We start from the raw sequence: 22,045 nt of genomic DNA on the forward strand, positions 1-22,045 counted from the left end.
AGGTCAAGGTCTTAAGTTCTAATTTAGTCAAATGAATCCCGGTTTCCTTCAAACTCCAATAGCATATTTAAAAGGTGTTGGCCCTAATAGGGCGGAAACCTTGCAATCGGAATTGGGTATTCATGTATATCAAGATTTACTCAATCTCTTTCCAAATAGATATATAGATAAGACCAAATACCACAAAATCAATGAACTGCAAAAGAGCAATGCGGATGTACAGGTAATCGGAAAGATAGTCCATTTAAAGACCGTAGCACAGAAAAGGGGATCACGGCTCGTAGCCAAGTTCGTGGACGATACCGGAGAAATGGAATTGGTTTGGTTCCGGAGTCAAAAATGGATCAGGGAAAATTTAAAACTCAATATACCTTACGTAGTTTTTGGGCGGACGAATTGGTATAGCGGCATGTTTTCCATGCCCCATCCGGAAATGGAGCTTCTTACGGAACATGAAAAAAATTTAAAAGTGGGTATGCAGCCCGTTTATCCATCGACCGAAAAACTGGGCAATAAGGGAATTACCAATAGGGTCATCGGCAAATTGATGCAACAACTTTTTTTGGAGACCAAGGGGAAGTTCCAAGAAACCCTATCCGACAAATTATCGTATGAATTGAAATTACTCCCTAAAAACGAGTCTCTTTTTAACATACATTTTCCCAAAAACCAGGAACTGCTGGCAAAAGCACGGTTTCGACTCAAATTTGAGGAACTGTTCTATATTCAATTGCAGCTTATTGCCAAAAACATGCTGCACAAACAAAAAATAAAAGGATTTAACTTTGATCAGGTAGGTACACTTTTTAATGCCTTTTATGCAAACCATCTGCCTTTTGAATTAACGGGCGCACAAAAACGGGTCATTAAAGAAATACGGGCGGACTTGGGAAGCAATGCCCAAATGAACCGTTTATTACAGGGCGATGTAGGATCGGGAAAAACCATTGTTGCCGTTATGACCATGCTATTGGCCATGGACAACAGTTTTCAAGCCTGCCTTATGGCACCTACGGAAATCCTGGCCAACCAACATTATCAAGGTATTTCAAAATTACTGGAAGGTACCGGGGTAAGCTGCAAATTATTGACAGGTTCCGTTAAAAAATCGGCACGAAAACCTATTCACGAACAATTGGAGGATGGAACATTGCATATTTTGATCGGCACCCATGCCCTTTTGGAGGATAAGGTAAAGTTTAAAAATTTAGGACTGGCCATCATTGACGAACAACACAGGTTTGGAGTGGCACAACGATCTAAACTCTGGCACAAGAATGACTATCCCCCCCATATATTGGTCATGACCGCGACGCCCATCCCAAGAACCCTGGCCATGAGTTTGTACGGGGATTTGGATATTTCGGTCATCGATGAACTTCCACCAGGACGAAAGCCCATTAAGACCGTCCATAGATATGATGGCAATCGTTTAAAGGTATTCGGGTTTATTAGAGATGAAATCAAAAAAGGACGGCAAATCTATATTGTTTATCCGCTCATCCAAGAATCCGAAGCACTGGATTATAAGGATTTAATGGATGGTTATGAAAGTATTGCCCGTGACTTTCCCCAACCAGAATTCCAAATATCCATCGTACACGGTAAGATGAAACCTCCGGATAAGGATTATGAGATGGAACGATTTGTTTCCGGAAAAACACAAATTATGGTGGCCACTACGGTAATCGAAGTAGGTGTAAACGTACCCAACGCCTCCGTTATGATCATTGAAAGCGCAGAACGTTTTGGGCTGTCCCAATTGCATCAGTTGCGAGGGCGAGTAGGCCGCGGTGCCGATCAAAGTTTTTGTATTTTGATGACAAGCCATAAACTATCCAATGAGGCCAAGACCCGTTTGGAAACCATGGTACGTACCAACGACGGGTTTGAAATTGCGGAAGTGGATCTAAAACTACGGGGGCCGGGAGATATTATGGGCACCCAACAAAGTGGTATCTTAAACCTTAAGATCGCGGATATTGTAAAGGATAATGAAATTTTAAAATCGGCCAGGTACTATGCCATGCAGCTTTTAAAAGACGATCCTTCCCTGGAAAAACCTGAAAATTTAGCCATGAGGCATGCCTATGCACAACTGATCAAATACAAGAACATCTGGAATTATATCAGCTAATAAAAATCCATAAATATTTTCTCAAGACCCCATCCTCGGTTCAGGGAAATCTGACGGCCCTTTCCCATGATCATCTACTAAAACCCAAGGAATCCTATGGTTTTCTCACAAAGCGGAAGCACTTTGTTGAACATCGTAATTTACATCGGCAATTATTTCCAAAAAACAATACATTCCGTAGCTTTGTACGTTAGAATATGAAGATTATGAGTTCAAGAAAAACCTTGTTTGATAAAGTGTGGGATTCCCATGTAGTACATCAAATAAAAAACGGTCCGGACGTATTGTTCATAGACCGTCATATGATACATGAAGTAACAAGTCCGGTAGCTTTTTTGGGGCTAAAGAACAGAGGTATTGGCGTGCTGTACAACCAGCGTACTTTTGCTACGGCGGATCACAATACCCCGACCATAAACCAACATTTACCGGTCCAAGATCCTTTATCCGCTAATCAGCTTAAAGCATTGGAAGAAAATTCAAAAGCCCATGGAATCTCGTATTGGGGATTGGGCCATGAGAAAAACGGGATCGTACACGTAGTGGGGCCCGAATATGGAATTACACAGCCCGGGGCAACCATTGTCTGTGGAGATTCACATACCTCCACACATGGGGCTTTTGGTGCCATTGCATTCGGTATAGGAACTTCTGAGGTAGAAATGGTATTGGCCACCCAATGCATTATGCAGCCAAAACCTAAAAGAATGCGCATTAATATTAATGGGTCCTTGGCCAATGGGGTAACGCCCAAAGATGTCGCTCTTTTTATTATATCCAAGTTAACCACTTCCGGCGCTACCGGTTATTTTGTGGAATATGCCGGTGAGATATTCAGGAATATGTCCATGGAAGGCCGTATGACCGTTTGTAATCTGAGTATTGAAATGGGTGCCCGTGGCGGGATGATCGCACCGGACGAGAAAACCTTTGAATATATCAAAGGCCGCGAATTTACGCCCAAAGAAGCCAATTGGGATAAAGCTATGGATTACTGGCAAACATTGTACACAGATGATGATGCCGTGTTTGACAAAGAATTGACCTTTGATGGTTCTTTAATAGAGCCCATGATCACGTATGGTACCAATCCTGGTATGGGTATGGGAATTTCAAATGATATCCCCAAAGCAAGTTCGGTACAAGGTGGTGCTTCCACATATCAAAAATCCCTTAAGTATATGGATTTCAATGAAGGTGAAAGTATGATGGGCAAATCCATTGATTTTGTTTTCCTGGGAAGTTGCACCAATGGTAGAATTGAAGATTTTAGGGCTTTTACCTCCATAGTGAAAGGAAGGAAAAAAGCGGATAATGTAACCGCTTGGTTGGTTCCGGGTTCCCATAAAGTGGAAAAGGCAATTAAAGAAGAAGGGCTATTGGATATTTTGACCGATGCCGGATTTGAACTTCGTGAACCCGGATGTTCCGCATGTCTGGCCATGAACGAAGACAAAATTCCTCCCGGAAAACTGGCAGTGAGCACCTCTAACCGGAATTTTGAAGGAAGACAAGGTCCCGGGTCCAGAACATTATTGGCAAGTCCGTTAGTGGCCGCCGCCGCCGCCGTTACCGGAAAAGTAACCGATCCCCGGGAACTTATGGAGCTTGAAACGGCTTAACGCTAACTAATAACGCATAACTAAGAGAAAATGGCATACGATAAATTCAATATACTAACATCAACAGCAGTTCCATTGCCTATAGAAAATGTGGATACGGATCAAATTATTCCCGCACGTTTCTTAAAAGCTACGGAGCGTAAGGGTTTTGGCGACAATTTATTTAGGGATTGGCGATATAATCAAGATAATACGCCTAAAGAAGATTTTGTATTGAACAATCCCGTTTACCGTGGTAAAATTTTGGTAGGTGGTAAAAACTTTGGTTCCGGTTCCTCTCGTGAGCATGCCGCATGGGCCGTTTACGATTATGGTTTCAGATGTGTGGTTTCCAGCTTTTTTGCCGATATTTTTAGAGGTAATTGCTTAAATATTGGTGTATTGCCGGTACAGGTGAGTGCAGAATTTCTTCAAAAGATCTTTACCGCAATAGAGGCCGATCCAAATACCGAACTGGAAATAAATCTGCCAGAACAAAAAATAACTTTAGTGGTGACGGGCGAAAGCGAGTCGTTTGACATTAACGACTATAAAAAGAACAATATGACGAACGGTTTTGACGATATTGACTACTTGTTGAATATTAAGGAAGATATCCAATCCTTTGCCAAAAACACACCACTATAAAACAAATTCGTAACGAATTCTCCCTTTATAAAGGGTGATAAGGAGAGGATGTAATTTGCAGCCTCATTTTTCCAAATGGGAACACAAAAAAGAAAGTTGGAAATAATGGATACCACCCTTAGGGATGGTGAACAAACCTCAGGGGTATCATTTTCTGCGTCCGAAAAACTTACTTTGGCAAAATTACTGTTAGAGGAATTACAAGTGGATCGTATTGAAGTTGCCTCTGCCCGGGTTTCCGAAGGAGAATTGAAAGCAGTGCAACAGATTACGGATTGGGCAGCGGAAAAAGATTATTTGGAACGCATTGAAGTATTGACTTTTGTAGATGGAGGCGTTTCTCTTAAATGGATGGAAAAAGCAGGCGCAAAATCCCAAAACCTGCTGACCAAAGGTTCTTTGAACCATTTAAAGCACCAACTCAAAAAAACATCCCAACAACATTTTACGGAAATTGCGGATGTTTTTAAAACGGCGACCGAAAAAGGCATTATCAACAATGTCTATCTGGAGGATTGGAGCAACGGAATGCGAAACTCCAAGGAATATGTGTTTCAATTCCTTGATTTTCTGTCCACCCAGCCTATAAAACGTATTTTATTACCGGATACCCTGGGCATTCTGACCTATACCGAAACTTACGAGTTTATTTCGGAAATTGTAAAACGTTACCCAGACTTACATTTCGATTTTCATGGACACAATGACTATGACTTGGGAGTCTCCAATGTTATGGAAGCGGTCAAAGCGGGTTGTCACGGATTACATCTAACCGTTAATGGTATGGGAGAGCGGGCAGGCAACGCACCTATGGCCAGTGCCGTGGCCGTCATCAATGATTTTCTGACCGATGTTGAAATCGGCATCAATGAACCCTCGCTTTATAAAGTAAGTAAATTGGTTTCCGCCTTTACCGGTTTCGGCATTCCCCCGAACAAGCCCATTGTGGGAGATAATGTTTTTACACAAACGGCAGGAATACATGCAGATGGAGACAATAAGAAAAATCTGTATTTCAACAACATATTACCGGAAAGATTTGGGCGTAAGCGTAAATATGCCTTAGGAAAAATGTCCGGGAAGGCAAATATCCAAAAAAATTTGCAGGAATTGGGACTCACCTTAAACAATGAGGAACTCAAAAAAGTTACGGCCAGAATTATAGAGCTCGGTGATAAAAAAGAGCGGGTGACCAAAGACGACCTTCCTTTTATTATTTCAGACGTATTGGATACGGATACCCACAAACAAAAGGTATTTGTAAAATCCTATGTACTTACCCATGCCAAAGGGTTAATGCCTTCCACTACCCTTTCGGTCGAAATCGATGGAAAGCTCCATGAGGCCAATGCCCAGGGAGACGGACAATACGATGCCTTTATGAATGCTTTGAGAAAAGTATATGAATCCAAAAAAATAGCCCTACCTAAATTGGTGGATTATATTGTACGTATTCCACCCGGAAGTAATTCCGATGCGCTCTGTGAAACCATAATAACCTGGGAGGCCGATGGAAAGGAATTTACTTCCAGAGGTTTGGATTCCGATCAGACGGTGTCCGCTATCAAAGCGACAGAGAAAATGTTGAATATGATATAAAAATATAGGCCGTGCGCTTATCGCCTTGCGCAATTGCCGGAATTAAATCAACTAACAATAGTGCTAAGCGAATGGCGATTAGCGAAAAGTGATTAAAAATATGAAATTAAACATAGCCCTTTTAGCCGGAGACGGTATAGGACCGGAAGTAATAGATCAAGCCGTAAAAGTTTGTAATGCCATTGCTACAAAATACGAGCATGAAATAACATGGAAGCCGGCATTGACAGGGGCTGCTGCCATTGATGCCGTTGGAGAGCCTTATCCAGATGAAACCCATGAAATATGTGCAAATGCAGATGCCGTGCTATTCGGGGCCATAGGCCACCCTCGTTTTGATAATGACCCGTCCGCAAAAGTACGTCCGGAACAGGGATTATTAAAAATGCGACAAAAACTTGGTCTTTTTGCCAACGTAAGACCAACATTTACCTTCCCTTCCTTAATTGATAAATCCCCTTTGAAAAGGGAACGAATCGAAGGTACGGACCTGATTATTTTACGGGAATTAACGGGAGGTGTCTATTTTGGTGAGCGCGACCGAAAAGATAATGGAAATACGGCTTTTGATACCATGACCTATCAACGTTTTGAAATAGAACGTTTGGCAAGAAAAGGGTTTGAAATGGCCCTGAAACGTTCCAAAAAATTGTGCTGCGTGGATAAGGCCAACGTACTGGAATCTTCCCGTTTATGGAGAGAGACCGTACAGGCCATGGAAAAGGAATATCCAGACGTTGAAGTTTCCTATGAATTTGTTGATGCCGTTGCCATGCGATTGGTACAATGGCCCAGTGCTTACGATGTAATGATTACGGCCAACCTTTTTGGGGATATATTAACGGATGAAGCTTCCGTTATCTCGGGATCCATGGGATTAATGCCTTCCTCATCCGTTGGGAGTACCGTTTCCCTTTACGAACCCATACACGGTTCCTACCCCCAAGCAGCGGGCAAAGATATAGCCAACCCCTTGGCAACGGTTCTTTCCGCTGCCATGTTATTCGAAGACCTTAATTTAATGGATGAAGCCCAAGTTATACGTGACGTTGTTAACAAATCTTTGGCTGAAGGCATTGTTACCGAAGACTTGGCAGAAGGTGGCAAAGCTTATAAAACCAGTGAAGTCGGGGATTGGTTGGCAAAGCATATATAAAATCCCACCCGCTTTCCCTTTCACTCTATAAAGGGGAGTTAATATCAAAATAACAAAAAGCCGCTGAACTTGGTTCAGCGGCTTTTTTAATTGATCAATTCAGTAATAATAGACTAGAAACCAATAAATTATTTCAAATGATATAAGAAATCGGTAAGCATTTACGTTATGTAAGAATTATCCCATAATTTAATTCAATGAAAATACATCAAAATCAATACACCGAGACCGAACAATTATCAGATTTAAAAATAGATTTTAAACCCGATGTCTTTTTTCTTTTCATATCACCTTCATATCCTGACACTGAAAAGTTTATAGCCAAACTCAATGCAAAATTCCCGGACACACTATCTATTGGATGTTCTACGGCCGGAGAAATATTGGGCAATGAAGTTTTGGACAATTCCATTGCACTGACTGCCGTAAAATTTGAAAGAACAACACTAAAGCTTACTACAATAGATTTGGAAGAATACCAAATGAATAGCTTTACGACAGGTGAAAAAATCAGTAACGAACTAAAAGCCGATAATTTAAGACACATTTTTGTTTTAAGCGACGGATTGGTGGTCAATGGTGCGGAACTGGTAAGTGGATTGCACAACAACTTAAATAAATCTGTTAGTATTACCGGAGGATTGGCCGGTGACGGAGCGGATTTTGGCAATACATTTATTGTATATAATGATGAAATAGCCTCTAAAAAAGTAGTGGCATTGGGGTTATATGGTGATGACTTAAAAATAGGTTTTGCTTCCAAAGGTGGCTGGGATAGTTTTGGTATAGAGCGTTTGGTGACCAAATCGGATAAAAACGTGCTTTATGAATTGGATGGCGAACCCGCATTGGAACTTTATAAATCTTATTTGGGAGACAAGGCCAAAGACCTTCCCGGTTCTGGATTATTGTTTCCATTGAGCATGCGCGATAAAAACCAGGAAACCCCTGTAGTAAGGACCATACTCGGGATCAACGAAGAGGACAACAGCTTAACCTTTGCCGGAAATATTCCAGAAGGTTCCTACGTACGTTTAATGAAAGCCAATATTGACCGTATCATCAATGGGGCGGAACAATCTGCGATTACCTGCAAAAAAGGTACAGAAAATAAACAGCAATTGGCCTTTCTAATAAGCTGTGTGGGAAGAAGGCTCGTATTGAAGCAATTGGTGGAAGAGGAAGTGGAAGCTGTGAACGAACAATTAGGTGAAAACATATACACTACCGGGTTTTATTCATATGGTGAGATTGCACCCTTTGATAAATTTTCGGCATGTGAACTCCATAATCAAACAATGACCGTTACTACCTTGGCAGAATGAAAAAGTACCATAGATTATTACAAAGACAACTTAAAAAAATTGATCTAGATGGTGATACCCATACCAGGTTACTCCCATTTTTAGAACAAATCAATAATGCCTATGTGTCATTTGACAATGATCTGTACCAGGCCGAGACAACCTTGGAAAAGAGTTCACAAGAGTTATATCTGGCCAATAAACAATTAGTATCCAAGTTTGATGCGGTATCCAGTAGGTTAGCCAAAGTAGCCGAAAATATTAAGGACGTTATTTTTGAAATAGATTTAGAAGGAAACTGGAAATATCTAAACCCCGCTTGGGAAAAACTTTTCGGGCATAAAATAGACGATTGCCTGGGCAAACCTTTCTATCAATATTTAAACACTACCAAAGGGGAATGTTTAAAAAAATTATTGGATGCAAATAAAGATTGTTCCATAAACAGCGGATTTAGTAATGTAATCCACACAGCAACAGCTACCGGAGAAAAAAAATGGGTGGATGTTTCTATTAAGGGGATTCAAACGGAAAAAGGGGTTTTCGAAGGTTATATCGGAACTATAGTTGATATATCCAATATAAAGAAAACGGAATTTGAACTTGTCAAGGCCAAGGAAAAAGCAATGTCCGCCAGTAAGGCCAAAGATGATTTCCTGTCCACCATGTCCCATGAAATCAGGACTCCATTAAATGCCGTAATCGGCATTAGTCATTTATTGCTCATGGAAAACCCCAAACCGGAGCAACTGGAAAATTTGCAGACCTTAAAATATTCTTCGGAGCATTTATTAGGCTTGGTCAATGATATTCTGGATTTCAATAAAATTACCTCCGGGGCCTTGGATTTAGAGGAGACGGAGTTCAACATGACCCATTTGCTCAATAGTATTCAGAGTATTTTCAATAACAAGGCAAAAGCGAAGAACATACGCTTTTCCATCAAAAAAGACAATTCACTTCCTGAAATGTTGATCGGTGACAGCGTAAGGCTCTCGCAAATATTAACAAACTTAGTGGGCAATGCCATTAAGTTTACGGAACAGGGCAAAGTAACCTTAGACCTGGAAATTATAACCGAAACCAATGATTCATGCCTGCTTGAAGTCAATGTAAAAGACACGGGAATAGGTATCCCAAAAGAAAAACAAAAGAAGATTTTCAATTCCTTTGCCCAAGCAAATTCCGATACGACCAGAAAATATGGCGGTACAGGGTTAGGGCTGGCAATCTGTAAACAGTTATTGGAGATAATGGGGAGTGACCTAAAGTTGGAAAGCGAAAAAGGAAAGGGTGCTACCTTCAGTTTTGTCCTGCAACTCAAAAAAGGAAATAGCACCACTTCCAATATTCATGAAGATGATGTAGTCCTGGAAAAAATCCCCGCCAATGAAGGCCTAAACGGTGTTAAAGTATTAATTGCCGAGGATAATAAAATCAATATCATGGTCATTAGAAAATTCTTGATCAAATGGGGTATTGATTTTGAAATAGCGGAAAACGGTAAAATAGCGGTTGAAATGGCAAAGAATAGCCTTTATGACCTGGTATTAATGGATTTACAGATGCCAGTAATGAACGGGTTCGATTCTTGCAAACTAATAAAGGAATCGGATGATTCCATGAATAGGGACACGCCCATTTATGCACTTTCCGCTTCTACCGGGGCAGATATCAAAAATGAAATAAAAAAATACAAAATGGACGGGTTGATCTGCAAGCCGTTCGATCCGGATAAACTTCATCAAAAGTTAAAGGACATCGTCCGAACCCGTAAACTGGACCCAAATAAACATGTAGCTTAAAATAAGCGATTATAGGATATAGTCCGTACTTAGAAAGTTACTCACTTTAGCCTCCAACAATTGTTCAATGGTCTCATTGTTCAATTCATTATCCTTAAAGGCCACAAAAGTCCGGACACTAAAAGAACGCAGGGCATCATGCACGCTAAGCGTTGCCTGGGCAGAATCTTTCCTTCCAGTAAATGGATATACATCGGGGCCTCGTTGGCAGGAACTGTTCAAGTTTACACGACATACCAAATTCGCCAAAGTATCGATCAAGGGGGATAGGCTGTACACATCCTTTCCAAAAAGACTCACCTGTTGCCCATAATTTGATGCTGCCATATCATCCAAGGGTTCGGAAATATCGGTAAAAGAAACCACCGGGATTATAGGTCCAAATTGCTCTTCCCGATAAACGCGCATCTCTTTGGAAACAGGGTATAAAACCGCCGGCCAAACATAATTGTCCGAGCGTTGTCCTCCCTTCTTATTTTGGATTTTAGCTCCCTTAGTCAACGCATCGTCCAGTAACTCCTGAATATATGCGGGTTTTCCAGGTTCCGGAAGGGGTGTAAGTTTAACTCCGTCTTCCCAGGGGTTACCAAATTTTAAGGCATCCACTTTTTTAGAGAAACGCCTTAAAAATTCAGTTTTAACATCCTCATGTACATAAACTATTTTCAAAGCGGTACAACGCTGTCCGTTAAATGAGGTAGTACCCGCGATTACTTCATCTATGGTCAGATCTAAATCGGCATCAGGCAAAATAATGGCCGGGTTTTTTGCTTCCAGTCCCAACACCAAACGAAGCCGATTACTTTTGGGATGCTGGTCCTGTAGGGCGTTTGCGGACTTACTATTGCCGATCAATGCCAAAACATCAACTTTTCCCGTCTTCATAATAGGTGCCGCCACTGCCCTGCCCCTACCGAACAATACATTTACAACACCCTTGGGAAAACTGTTCCGAAAAGCCTCTAAAAGCGGAGTAATCAATAAAACCCCATGCTTGGCCGGTTTAAAAACAGTGGTATTCCCCATGATAATGGCCGGAATCAATAGAGCAAAGGTTTCATTGAGCGGATAGTTGTAAGGTCCTAAACAAAGTACCACACCCAAAGGGCCACGACGAATATGGGCATATACGCCTTGATGTTTTTGAAACTTGGCACTGTTCCTGTCCAAATCTTTGTATTCCTCAATGGTATCATAGATATACTCTACCGTTCTGTCAAACTCTTTTTGTGAATCCGAAAGGGATTTACCTATTTCCCACATTAAGAACTTTACGACCTCATCCCGTTTTTCTTTCATTTTTTGGACAAAAGTTTCCATACAGGCTATCCGATCCTTTACTTTCATCGTGGGCCAGACACCCTGTCCCTTGTCGTAGGCCTTCGATGCGGCCTCCAAGGCACTCAAGGCTTCCTCTTCACCCATATCCGGGATACTTCCCAATAACGTGGGTTTATACTCGGGAGTTGCCGAAATAGTAGAAAAAACTTCCGTAGTCTTTCCGTTCCATTCTTTTAATTCACCGTTTATCAAGTAATGTTTCTGATCTATGGTATTTTTTATTTGAAACTCCTCAGGTATCATTGTGCTTGTTTTTTCCATAATCAATGTTTATATCAGATACTGAAACAGATCTGGTTTATCATTTAAATAATCGCCAAAAAAATTATTGGACTTCATTCTTTGTATCAGCGGTTCAAGATCTGTGGGATGTTTTAATTCTATTCCCACAACGGCCGGGGCGTTTTCTTTACTGGATTTTTTAGAATACTCAAAATGGGTAATATCGTCCGTAGGCCCCAGTATCTCCGCAACAAATTCTTTTAGCGCCCCGGGACGTTGCGGAAACCGAACGATAAAATAATGTTTTAGCTTTCCGTAAAGTAAGGCCCTTTCCTTAATTTCCGCCGTTCGGGTAATATCATTATTGCTCCCCCCTATAATGCAGGCTATATTCTTTCCTTTTATTTCATTGGAAAACTCGTCCAAAACAGAAATACTCAAGGCTCCCGCCGGTTCTACAACAATGGCATCTCTATTATACAGGTCCAATATGGTCTGGCATACCTTACCTTCCGGGACAGTGACCATTTTATAAAGGTTGTTCCTGCAGATCGAAAACGTAAGGTCTCCTACCCGTTTCACGGCCGCACCGTCTATAAACCTATCAACGGTCGGAAGTAGAGTGTTCCGCTTATTTTCAATTGATGTTTTCATGGAAGGGGCTCCTTCTGGTTCTATACCTATTATTTTTGTTTGTGGTGACAATGCGCTAAAAACCCCTATTAGACCTGAAGCAAGTCCGCCTCCGCCCACTGCAACGAACACATAATCCAAGGGTTCATTGGATTGTTCCATTAATTCCAATCCTATTGTTGCCTGCCCTTCAATAACTTTTGGGTCGTCAAACGGGTGAATAAAAGTTTTTTTTTCTTTTGTGCAGTAATGTGTTGCCGCTGCAAAAGAATCATCAAAAGTATCTCCTTCTAAAATTACATTCGTCCAATGCTCCCCAAACATCTTTGTCTGTTCCACTTTTTGTTTGGGCGTAACGGTCGGCATGAATACGGTCGTCTTTATCCCCAAACGATTACAGGCAAATGCCACTCCCTGGGCATGATTACCGGCACTTGCACATACGACCCCTTGACGCCTTTCCGCTTCTGAAAGTGAATTTATTTTATTGAAAGCCCCTCGGATCTTATATGACCTTACCCTATGTAGATCTTCCCTTTTTAGAAAAATATTGGCATCATATTGTTTGGAAAGGCGAATACTCGGCATAAGCGGCGTTACATCCGCTATTTGCCGAATGGTCAACGCCGCTTCTTTAATATCCTCTACCTTGGGAAAGTATTCCATTGAATGAACTTACCTGGTTTACATGGGGTAAATTTTAGGTTTTATACGATTGGTTTCATCGCTGTCATGGACTCACGCAATCTGGCCCCAACAACTTCAACATCATGCTCCCGCAATGTTTTGTTCACAGCAATGAGCTTGGCATTATCAACATGGTTTCCTTCCCCGTAGGCTTTACCAATAACATCCGTGTCTATCTTTTTCATGAAATCTGCCAATAACGGTTTACAGGCATGGTCAAACAAGTAACAACCATATTCCGCAGTATCGGAAATTACACGGTTCATCTCGAATAATTTTTTTCTGGCAATGGTATTTGCGATCAATGGTGTCTCATGCAGAGATTCATAATAAGCAGATTCCCCGATGATTCCGGATTCGGTCATGGATTCATACGCCAATTCTACACCGGCACGGACCATGGCAATCATTAAAACCCCATTATCATAATATTCCTGTTCGCTTATCGTATCATCTCCTGCCGGAGTTTTTTCAAAAGCGGTTTCTCCCGTAGCGGCACGCCAGGTCAATAAGTTTTTATCATCATTGGCCCAATCTTCCATCATGGTCTTGGAGAAATGACCTGTCATAATATCATCCATATGTTTTTGGAACAACGGGCGCATAATGTCCTTTAACTCTTCGGACAGGTCAAAAGCCTTTATTTTTGCAGGATTGGATAAACGATCCATCATATTCGTGATTCCGCCATATTTCATTCCTTCCGTAATGGTTTCCCATCCATATTGGATCAATTTGGAAGCGTAACCCGCATCCATTCCCTTTTCTATCATCTTATCAAAACAAAGGATGGAACCTGTTTGCAACAGTCCACAAAGAATGGTCTGCTCGCCCATTAAATCCGATTTCACCTCCGCTACAAAAGAGGATTCCAAAACTCCGGCCCTATGGCCGCCCGTACCCACGGCATAGGCTTTGGCCTGTTCCAGCCCTTTTCCTTCAGGGTCGTTCTCCGGATGTACCGCAATCAATGTAGGCACTCCAAAACCTCTTTTATATTCCTCCCGTACTTCCGATCCCGGGCTTTTTGGCGCTACCATGATAACGGTCAAATCCTTGCGGATCTGAGTCCCTTCTTCAACAATATTGAATCCGTGGGAATAGGATAAGGTCGCCCCTTTTTTCATTAAAGGCATAACCGCTCCTACAACCGCAGTGTGCTGTTTGTCCGGTGTAAGGTTGATGACCACGTCTGCAGATGGGATCAATTCTTCATAATTCCCCACCGTAAATCCGTTCTCCGAAGCGTTTATATAGGATTGTCTCTTCTCCTGGATAGCCGCATCACGCAGGGCGTAAGCTATATCAAGACCGGAATCGCGCATGTTCAACCCCTGGTTAAGACCTTGGGCCCCACAGCCCACAATAACTATTTTCTTTCCTTTTAAGGCAGTTACACCATCTGAGAATTCCGAGGACTCCATAAACCTACATTTCCCAAGTTGTGTCAATTGATCTCTTAATGATAGTGTATTAAAATAATTTGCCATTGTGTATTCTCTTTAATTTAAATTATTGAATTTGATTTTTAATTCTGTTGAAATTCCTTGAGCATAGCGGTTATCCGCATTTCTTCCTTTGTGACCGAAATACGGCCGGAGCGAACAAATTGCATGATCCCAAAGGGTTTTAACTGTTCGTACATTTCGTCCACTTCATGCCTTCTTCCCGTTTTGGCCAATACAAAAAACTCCCTGGCCACGGTTACGATCTGCGAGTTACTTTCCTTTATGATATTTTGAATCTGTCTTTCATCGAACAACAGGTCCGATGCTATTTTAAACAAGGCGGATTCTTGATAAATGGTCTCATCATCTTCATGATAAAACGCCTTTATGACCTCGATCTGTTTTTCAATTTGACCCACGATATTACGGACCCATTTTTTCGTCGTATTGACTACGATCGTAAATTTTGAAACTCCGTCGATTTCCGATTTTGAGACGTTCAAACTCTCGATATTGATATGTCTTTTTAAGAATATCCCCGATATCCTATTCAATAACCCTACGTTATTTTCGGAATATACCGATATGGTAAACCATTGTTTTTCCATGTGTTCCTATCTAAACTTTTTACTGTTTTTTACGGCTAAGATTACTCCTGTGGACCAATTCATTTTGGTTAAGCTAAAATCTTCCCTTTGTTCTAAATATGCAATCAATCTATTTACATTATGCTCATGGCCATCCGGCCAATTAGGTTGCGTGTTCATATCGTCGATTACATAAAACCCGCCTACCTTGACCAAATCCAAAACCCTGTCTATATGACTATATTTACCCGGCCAGGCATCGGCAAATATCAAATCGAACTTATTCCCCTGATAATCGTGAATCCACTCTGCCCCATCCTGACAAATAATTTCCAATCTACTATCCGTTCCAAAATAGTGCCGTGCAATTTCAACGAGTTCAGGATCATTATCAATGGTCACTAATTTAGAGTCCATATCCATCCCATCGATCATCCATGAAAGGCTCAATCCTATACCTGTTCCCAATTCCAAAAAACGGCCACCGGGTTTTGAACCCATCAACGTCTTTAGAAAAGCACCGATATATAAATCCGAAGGCATGGCAAACCCTATCTCTTTGGACTTACGCTGAATTTCCCCGTGGATTTTTGGAATATCCTGAATGTTTGAATCTTTCATTGTATTTTATATACGTATCTGGTTTTTGACATCCGATGAAATCTATCCGTTATTATTATTTCAACCGAATTTCAGAAACTGCGGCCCCCGACGGAATCATTGGGAATACATTATCTTCTTTCTCCACTTTTACCTCCAGGAAATACGGCTTGTCCGAAGCGATCATTTCCTGAACAGCCGCCTTTAAATCTTTACGTTCACTTACACGCTTGGCCTCTATATGATACCCTTCCGCAATCTTTACAAAATCTGGGTTTACCATTACCGTAGAGGCGTACCTTCTATCAAAGAACAATTCCTGCCATTGGCGCACCATTCCTAAATGATCATTGTTCAATACTACAATTTTTACCGGAACATTATGTTGAAATATTACGCCCAGCTCCTGAATGGTCATCTGGTAGCCCCCATCACCTATAATGGCCACAACTTCCCGATCCATCGCCCCCATTTTGGCACCAATGGCCGCCGGAAGCGCAAATCCCATGGTTCCCAGACCTCCTGAGGTTATATTACTCTTTGTTTCCTTGAACTTCGCATACCTACAGGCAATCATTTGATGTTGTCCAACATCCGTAACTATGGCCGCTTTATGTTGAGAGGCTATATTTATCTCTTCGATAACTTCCCCCATGGTCAATCCTTCCTTGGTCGGGTGGATATCATTCTCGATAACCGTATCAAATTCTATCCTGTATTTTTCCTTGAATACATCATGCCACTCTTTATGGGTGTTTGTATTGATATGTGGCAATAAAAGCCCCAATGTCTCTTTGGAATTGCCCAGTACCGCTACATCCGTCTTTACATTTTTATCGATTTCTGCCGGGTCTATTTCAAAGTGGATTACTTTGGCCTGTTTGGCGTAATCTTCCAATCTTCCCGTAACACGGTCATCAAAACGCATTCCTATGGCAATAAGCACATCACATTCATTGGTAAGTAAATTAGGGCCATAGTTTCCGTGCATACCCACCATCCCCACGTTCAACGGATGGTCCGTATCCAATGCCGAGGCTCCCATAATGGTCCAGGCCGCCGGGATGCCCGCTTTTTCAACAAGCGTCTTCAGTTCTTCTTCAGCTTTGCCTAAAATAACGCCCTGGCCCCAAACGATGAATGGTTTTTTGGCGGCATTGATCAGTTCTGCGGCAGCTTCAATAGCATTCAAATCTGGCTTGGAGGCCGGTTTGTAACTTCGTACTCCCGTGCATTTTTTATAGGAAAACTCAAATTCGTCAAATTGGGCATTTTTGGTAATATCGACCAATACGGGACCGGGACGACCGGATTTGGCAATATAAAACGCCTTGGCCATGATTTCCGGAATTTCCGAGGCTTTGGTTACTTGATAGTTCCATTTGGTGACCGGAGTGGAAATCCCAATAATATCGGTTTCTTGAAAAGCATCGGATCCCAATAAGTGCCTGGGTACCTGACCTGTGATACACACCATGGGGGTAGAGTCTATTTGCGCATCCGCCAAGCCCGTAACCAAGTTTGTGGCGCCGGGACCCGAAGTTGCCATCGCCACCCCTACCCTTCCGGAAATCCGTGCATATCCCTGTGCAGCATGTGTAGCACCTTGTTCATGGCGGGTTAAAATATGTGTTAACCTATCCTGAAATTTATACAATTCGTCATAGACCGGCATAATGGCACCTCCCGGATAGCCATAGAGTAAATCCACGCCTTCCGCGAGCAAACAATGTATAATCGCTTCCGCACCGGAAATTTTAATGGTCGATTTCGTATCGTTCCCTGTTTGTTTCTCTTTTACTGTTTCCATCTTTCCAAGATTTAAGAGGTTTAAAAAAAACACCCTTTGGTCCCCTTTAGGCAGGTCAAGAACATTGCCTCAAAGGAATAATCCATAATTTATATTTTAAAATTCATCGGTAACACAACCTTCTGAAGCGGGTGAAACCGTTTTTGCATATTTATACAAGCTTCCTTTCCTTACTTTTAAATCCGGCTGTTTCCAACTGGCTTTTCTTTTGGAAATTTCAGCGGCCGTCAGGTCTACTGAAATCTGATTCTTTTCTGCGTCAATGGTAATTACATCCCCGTCTTTTACAAGTCCTATCAACCCGCCTTCCTGGGCTTCGGGACAAACGTGGCCTACAACAAAGCCGTGTGTTCCGCCCGAAAAACGTCCATCCGTTATCAGGGCTACATCTTTTCCCAGACCGGCACCCATAATCGCCGCCGTTGGTTTCAACATTTCGGGCATCCCCGGTCCACCTTTGGGCCCTTCATATCGAATAACCACTACATCCCCTTTTTTAACTTCGCCTTTTCCTATTCCGGCATTGGCCAAAAACTCATCATCATATACTTTGGCAGGACCTGAAAAATACAATCCTTCTTTTCCCGTAATCTTGGCCACGGCTCCTTTTTCCGCTAAATTTCCATAAAGAATACGAAGGTGGCCGGTTTCCTTTATAGGGGCGTCCAATGGTTTTACAATCTGTTGCCCTTCTTTTAAAGCGGGTAGATCTGCCAGGTTTTCGGCAACTGTTTTTCCCGTTATGGTAAGACAATCACCATGGAGCATCCCGTTATCCAACATAAATTTCATGACCGCAGGGGTTCCTCCGGCACGGTGCAAGTCTTCCATCAAGTATTTCCCACTTGGTTTTAAATCCGCTAAAAATGGCGTGGAATCGCTTATTTTTTGAAAATCGTCCAATGTAAACTCAATCTCGGCCGCTTTGGCTATGGCCAAAAAGTGAAGTACGGCATTGGTGGAACCTCCCAAGAGCGTTAATAAACGTACCGCATTCTCCAAAGATCTTTTCGTAATAATATCGCTTGGTTTAATATCGTTCTCCAACAAATGCTGCAGTGCCTTACCGGAGCGAATGGCATCTTCCTGCTTTGGTTTTCCTATTGCCGGATTTGAGGAATTGTACGGCATGGCCATGCCCAAAGCTTCAATAGCCGATGCCATGGTATTGGCCGTGTACATTCCGCCACAGGCACCCGCACCGGGACATGCGTTTTGAATAACCCCTTTATAATCTTCCTCGTTCATGGTTCCCGCTACTTTTTCCCCCCATGCCTCAAAAGCGGAAACTACATCCAATTTTTTATCCTTGAAACACCCGGAGGCAATGGTTCCACCATATACCAACACGGATGGCCTGTTCAACCTGATCATGGCCATTAATGCCCCCGGCATATTTTTATCGCAACCTACCACGGTTACCAAGCCATCATAATTCATGGCCTGTACAACGGTCTCCATGGAATCTGCAATAATATCACGGGATGGTAAGGAATAACGCATACCATACGTTCCCATTGAAATTCCATCGCTCACCCCAATGGTATTGAAAACCAAGCCTATCGCACCGCCATCGTTCACTCCTTTTTTTACTTCCTGCGCCAAATCGTTAAGGTGCATATTACAAGGATTGCCTTCATAACCCGTACTACCTATACCAATTAAGGGTTTCTTTAAATCATCTTCCGTTAAACCAATGGCATGGAGCATGGCCTGTGCCGCAGGTTGTGTTGGATCTTGGGTTACATTCTTACTGTGCTTGTTCAATTCCATGTGTGTTCTAGTATACGTAAATGTTCATTTTGCAATGGTTCTTAATCAAAGATAAAAGTTTAAATACCCTATGGATTTTAACATAATCCACAGATACAAAGTCATTTATTTAAAAAATAACACAAATCATTAATAATCAATTATTTAATCATTCTTCTTATATCATATTCAATAAACGTCCGTAGAACGGAATTGCATAAAAAAACCTGTATCGGACGGGTCGGATACAGGTTTTTTAAATCGATGAAAAATCTATATCATTCCCTATTAGGAACAATAATGACCACATTGAATATGTTGTTCTTGACTTTCATCGGTACAATTCTAATCAAAATGTTTGTATATACAAAATCTGGCATCAAAAAATATCCAAATTAAACCTTTTAAATGGCACATTACTTTTTTTGATTACTTTAGGCCTATTTGATAATTTGTCTCACCGATAGGTTTGGGCATTATCTAGTGCTATATAATATTTTAAATGAAGCGAACGACCACTATGTTCAATCAACCCGTTCCCTTTCTGAACACCGCTAAGAATAAGCTCTTGTTGGTGGCATGTATTGCTATCTATTCTCTATTTTTCCTATCGCTATACAATCCTTTTAATCTTGATAACTGGGCGAAACAATATTACCACGAATTTATATTTTATGGCAGTATGGTTCTTTTGTTGAGTCAGTTCGTGTTGCGTTATGCCTTCAACTTTAAAGAATTTAAAGTATACAGTTTATTGTTATGGTGCCTTTTTGAAATAGCGTTGGTTTCGTTCGGGTATTATTTCATGTACAGTCCTATCATGGAAACCCCAGGCGAAAAACTTTATGAATACTTTGATGCATACAGTAAAATAAGCTTAATACTTATTATTCCTTATATAGTATTTTTTTGGTATTTCAGCTTTAGACATAAACTATTGGCCTATAAGGAAATTGAACATCATACCGTGGGGACTTCCACAAATGAAGGTCATAAGTTAATGATCTTAAAAGGGGAAAACGATAAGATAACCATGGCCATTGAGTATCGCCAATTACTCTATGTTAAATCTTCGGGAAACTATTTGGATATTTATTACCTACATGGCGAAAAATTGTCTAAAGAACTGGTTCGTATGAGTTTAAAGGAAATGGGAACCCTAATAAGGGATACGGATATTATACGTATTCACAGGTCATATATCATCAATAAAAAACACATTTCATCTTTTAAAAGAACACGAAAAGGATACATGGTGAATCTTAATCACATTACCACAGACGAACTGCCCGTTTCTTCAAGTTATAAGAATAGTTTTGAAAAAGCACTTACGTTAAAAACGTCCCATTAGTCACAAAATAGGAACGTTTTATCACAAACTGCCCAAAGACCCGGCATTCACACTTCAATTTTATATTAATTGCCTTGGTAATCGATATCCTGCTATTCACTAAAAGAGTTCGATAGAACACCAGTAAAAATTATAGCGTTTAGGACAATCAATCTATATCATGGTCAAAAGGAACGTCATTTTAAAATCGAGCATCTCAGGACTTTTGTTATGTGTTCTCCTTTTTGCCTATCCCATACAAGACGATGTATTATATGAAAATATCCCGAAATTAAACGGTAACTGCCCTCCCGGGTTTATGCTGAATACCCAAAATGAATGTATTGCCCAAAACCTGTATATGCAATATAGCACATCCAATAATCCGGGTGTTGGCGGGTTAAAAACTGGGCTTCCAAAGGTAAGGGATGGGTTTTCACCACAAAAAATCGACTTGGGCAGGTATTTGTTTTTTGATCCTGTTCTATCGGGTGATGGAACCATTTCCTGTGCTACTTGTCATAATCCAAATAAGGGGTTCAGTGATGGTTTGCCAACAAGTATTGGTATGGGCAACTACCCATTAAAACGTGCTGCACCTTCGTTATGGAACGTTGCCTATTTAAGGCTTTTCTATTGGGATGGCAGGGCAAGCTCATTAGAAGAGCAAATGAAGGGACCTTTATTCTCAAAAGATGAAATGAACAATACCCCAGAGAACCTTATCAACACCTTAAACTCTATTGAAAATTATAAGCACCTTTTTGCGGAGGCCTTTCCCGAAAGAAATGCCCAACGCCCCATACAATTAGAAGAAGTATATATGGCCATTACGGCCTTTGAGGCTTCCCTTGTCTCATTGAATAGTAAATATGATCGTTACGCCCATGGGTACCACGAAGCATTGAACCAAAAGGAGATAGCTGGCATGAACGTTTTCCGATCCTTTGTGGCACGATGTGCAGAATGCCATACGCCCCCTCTTTTTACAAATCAGCAAATTGCCATTATCGGCACTCCGGAACCGAATGGACTTCCACTGGATCCTGGTGCCGAAGTCCCTTTTAACGATCGATCGTTAAGAGGTGGCTTTAAAGTGCCCAGTCTTAGAAATATTGAAAAAACTGCCCCGTATATGCATTCAGGGAAATTTAAGACCTTACGGGAAACCGTGCAGTTCTATACCGATGGCCGCGGGCATGCCGTACCGGAAGATGAGAATTTAATCATTCATTGGCACATTTGGGAGCCAGAACTTTCAGATGATGAGCTCGATCGACTGGTCGATTTTTTAAAAACCCTGACCGATGAATCTTTTATCCCTAAAACACCGAAAATATTACCTTCTGGTTTAAAGCCATCTGTTTAACAACTAAAACCTAAAA

16 protein-coding genes are annotated in these 22,045 nt (G+C 41.4%); 9 read left to right on the top strand and 7 right to left on the bottom strand.

The annotated features are described in order from the left end of the window. Nucleotides 1-31: 31 nt before the first annotated feature. From recG to ACKWB9_RS05785, 7 genes are all read left to right on the top strand, one after another. On the top strand, nt 32-2,137 hold the full coding sequence (recG, locus tag ACKWB9_RS05755) for an ATP-dependent DNA helicase RecG (protein WP_414002045.1): 2,106 nt from the start codon (nt 32-34) through the stop codon (nt 2,135-2,137). A 206-nt stretch (nt 2,138-2,343) separates the two neighbouring features. Beyond that, nucleotides 2,344-3,759, top strand: a complete 1,416-nt coding sequence (leuC, locus tag ACKWB9_RS05760; protein WP_414002046.1) for a 3-isopropylmalate dehydratase large subunit — start codon at nt 2,344-2,346, stop codon at nt 3,757-3,759. Nucleotides 3,760-3,789: 30 nt separating this feature from the next. Then, nucleotides 3,790-4,386: a 3-isopropylmalate dehydratase small subunit gene (gene leuD, locus ACKWB9_RS05765; protein ID WP_414002047.1), complete on the top strand. Its 597-nt coding sequence runs from the start codon at nt 3,790-3,792 to the stop codon at nt 4,384-4,386. A gap of 75 nt (nt 4,387-4,461) precedes the next feature. Then, nucleotides 4,462-5,985, top strand: a complete 1,524-nt coding sequence (locus ACKWB9_RS05770) for an alpha-isopropylmalate synthase regulatory domain-containing protein (protein ID WP_414002048.1) — start codon at nt 4,462-4,464, stop codon at nt 5,983-5,985. Nucleotides 5,986-6,085: 100 nt separating this feature from the next. Further along, entirely contained in the window at nt 6,086-7,141 is a 1,056-nt protein-coding gene (gene leuB / locus ACKWB9_RS05775) for a 3-isopropylmalate dehydrogenase (RefSeq protein ID WP_414002049.1), read from the top strand. Between the two features lie 197 nt (nt 7,142-7,338). Then, the gene (locus tag ACKWB9_RS05780; protein WP_414002050.1) at nt 7,339-8,466 is read left to right on the top strand and encodes an FIST signal transduction protein; all 1,128 of its coding nucleotides are present in this window, start codon (nt 7,339-7,341) and stop codon (nt 8,464-8,466) included. Further along, nucleotides 8,463-10,250, top strand: a complete 1,788-nt coding sequence (locus ACKWB9_RS05785) for a PAS domain-containing hybrid sensor histidine kinase/response regulator (protein ID WP_414002051.1) — start codon at nt 8,463-8,465, stop codon at nt 10,248-10,250. Before ACKWB9_RS05780 ends, ACKWB9_RS05785 begins: the two co-directional genes overlap by 4 nt. 9 nt (nt 10,251-10,259) lie before the next feature. Here the strand turns inward: ACKWB9_RS05785 and ACKWB9_RS05790 are convergent, their stop codons facing one another. From ACKWB9_RS05790 to ilvD, 7 genes are all read right to left on the bottom strand, one after another. After that, nucleotides 10,260-11,852, bottom strand: a complete 1,593-nt coding sequence (locus tag ACKWB9_RS05790) for an NADP-dependent glyceraldehyde-3-phosphate dehydrogenase (protein ID WP_414002052.1) — start codon at nt 11,850-11,852, stop codon at nt 10,260-10,262. 9 nt (nt 11,853-11,861) lie between these two features. Continuing rightward, nucleotides 11,862-13,112, bottom strand: coding sequence for a threonine ammonia-lyase (gene ilvA / locus ACKWB9_RS05795; RefSeq protein WP_414002053.1), 1,251 nt, complete (start codon nt 13,110-13,112; stop codon nt 11,862-11,864). 41 nt (nt 13,113-13,153) lie between these two features. Continuing rightward, complete coding sequence (ilvC, locus tag ACKWB9_RS05800) at nt 13,154-14,623, bottom strand: ketol-acid reductoisomerase (RefSeq protein ID WP_414002054.1); 1,470 nt, start codon at nt 14,621-14,623, stop codon at nt 13,154-13,156. A gap of 38 nt (nt 14,624-14,661) precedes the next feature. Further along, complete coding sequence (gene ilvN / locus ACKWB9_RS05805; protein ID WP_414002055.1) at nt 14,662-15,189, bottom strand: acetolactate synthase small subunit; 528 nt, start codon at nt 15,187-15,189, stop codon at nt 14,662-14,664. Nucleotides 15,190-15,195: 6 nt separating this feature from the next. Continuing rightward, on the bottom strand, nt 15,196-15,789 hold the full coding sequence (locus ACKWB9_RS05810) for an O-methyltransferase (protein WP_414002056.1): 594 nt from the start codon (nt 15,787-15,789) through the stop codon (nt 15,196-15,198). Nucleotides 15,790-15,844: 55 nt separating this feature from the next. Next, nucleotides 15,845-17,578 (bottom strand): biosynthetic-type acetolactate synthase large subunit, encoded by a 1,734-nt coding sequence (gene ilvB / locus ACKWB9_RS05815; protein WP_414002057.1) that lies wholly within the window; start codon nt 17,576-17,578, stop codon nt 15,845-15,847. A gap of 96 nt (nt 17,579-17,674) precedes the next feature. After that, on the bottom strand, nt 17,675-19,351 hold the full coding sequence (gene ilvD / locus ACKWB9_RS05820) for a dihydroxy-acid dehydratase (protein ID WP_414002058.1): 1,677 nt from the start codon (nt 19,349-19,351) through the stop codon (nt 17,675-17,677). Nucleotides 19,352-19,832: 481 nt separating this feature from the next. Between ilvD and ACKWB9_RS05825 the strand changes: the two genes are divergently transcribed. Both ACKWB9_RS05825 and ACKWB9_RS05830 read left to right on the top strand, forming a co-directional pair. After that, nucleotides 19,833-20,681, top strand: a complete 849-nt coding sequence (locus ACKWB9_RS05825) for a LytR/AlgR family response regulator transcription factor (protein ID WP_414002059.1) — start codon at nt 19,833-19,835, stop codon at nt 20,679-20,681. 160 nt (nt 20,682-20,841) lie between these two features. Further along, nucleotides 20,842-22,029 carry a cytochrome-c peroxidase gene (locus ACKWB9_RS05830; protein WP_414002060.1) on the top strand — a complete coding sequence of 396 codons (1,188 nt, stop codon included), beginning with the start codon at nt 20,842-20,844 and terminating at the stop codon, nt 22,027-22,029. Nucleotides 22,030-22,045 lie beyond the last annotated feature (16 nt).

It is taken from the genome of Maribacter spongiae, assembly GCF_047345125.1.
In the GTDB taxonomy this organism is placed as follows: Bacteria; Bacteroidota; Bacteroidia; order Flavobacteriales; family Flavobacteriaceae; genus Maribacter.

What these genes read in the sequence shown, in the direction of transcription:
- recG (WP_414002045.1), top strand. Translation starts at nt 32, where the DNA reads ATGAATCCCGGTTTCCTTCAAACTCCAATAGCATATTTAAAAGGTGTT.
- leuC (WP_414002046.1), top strand. Translation starts at nt 2,344, where the DNA reads ATGAGTTCAAGAAAAACCTTGTTTGATAAAGTGTGGGATTCCCATGTA.
- leuD (WP_414002047.1), top strand. Translation starts at nt 3,790, where the DNA reads ATGGCATACGATAAATTCAATATACTAACATCAACAGCAGTTCCATTG.
- ACKWB9_RS05770 (WP_414002048.1), top strand. Translation starts at nt 4,462, where the DNA reads ATGGGAACACAAAAAAGAAAGTTGGAAATAATGGATACCACCCTTAGG.
- leuB (WP_414002049.1), top strand. Translation starts at nt 6,086, where the DNA reads ATGAAATTAAACATAGCCCTTTTAGCCGGAGACGGTATAGGACCGGAA.
- ACKWB9_RS05780 (WP_414002050.1), top strand. Translation starts at nt 7,339, where the DNA reads ATGAAAATACATCAAAATCAATACACCGAGACCGAACAATTATCAGAT.
- ACKWB9_RS05785 (WP_414002051.1), top strand. Translation starts at nt 8,463, where the DNA reads ATGAAAAAGTACCATAGATTATTACAAAGACAACTTAAAAAAATTGAT.
- ACKWB9_RS05790 (WP_414002052.1), bottom strand. Translation starts at nt 11,852, where the DNA reads ATGGAAAAAACAAGCACAATGATACCTGAGGAGTTTCAAATAAAAAAT.
- ilvA (WP_414002053.1), bottom strand. Translation starts at nt 13,112, where the DNA reads ATGGAATACTTTCCCAAGGTAGAGGATATTAAAGAAGCGGCGTTGACC.
- ilvC (WP_414002054.1), bottom strand. Translation starts at nt 14,623, where the DNA reads ATGGCAAATTATTTTAATACACTATCATTAAGAGATCAATTGACACAA.
- ilvN (WP_414002055.1), bottom strand. Translation starts at nt 15,189, where the DNA reads ATGGAAAAACAATGGTTTACCATATCGGTATATTCCGAAAATAACGTA.
- ACKWB9_RS05810 (WP_414002056.1), bottom strand. Translation starts at nt 15,789, where the DNA reads ATGAAAGATTCAAACATTCAGGATATTCCAAAAATCCACGGGGAAATT.
- ilvB (WP_414002057.1), bottom strand. Translation starts at nt 17,578, where the DNA reads ATGGAAACAGTAAAAGAGAAACAAACAGGGAACGATACGAAATCGACC.
- ilvD (WP_414002058.1), bottom strand. Translation starts at nt 19,351, where the DNA reads ATGGAATTGAACAAGCACAGTAAGAATGTAACCCAAGATCCAACACAA.
- ACKWB9_RS05825 (WP_414002059.1), top strand. Translation starts at nt 19,833, where the DNA reads ATGAAGCGAACGACCACTATGTTCAATCAACCCGTTCCCTTTCTGAAC.
- ACKWB9_RS05830 (WP_414002060.1), top strand. Translation starts at nt 20,842, where the DNA reads ATGGTCAAAAGGAACGTCATTTTAAAATCGAGCATCTCAGGACTTTTG.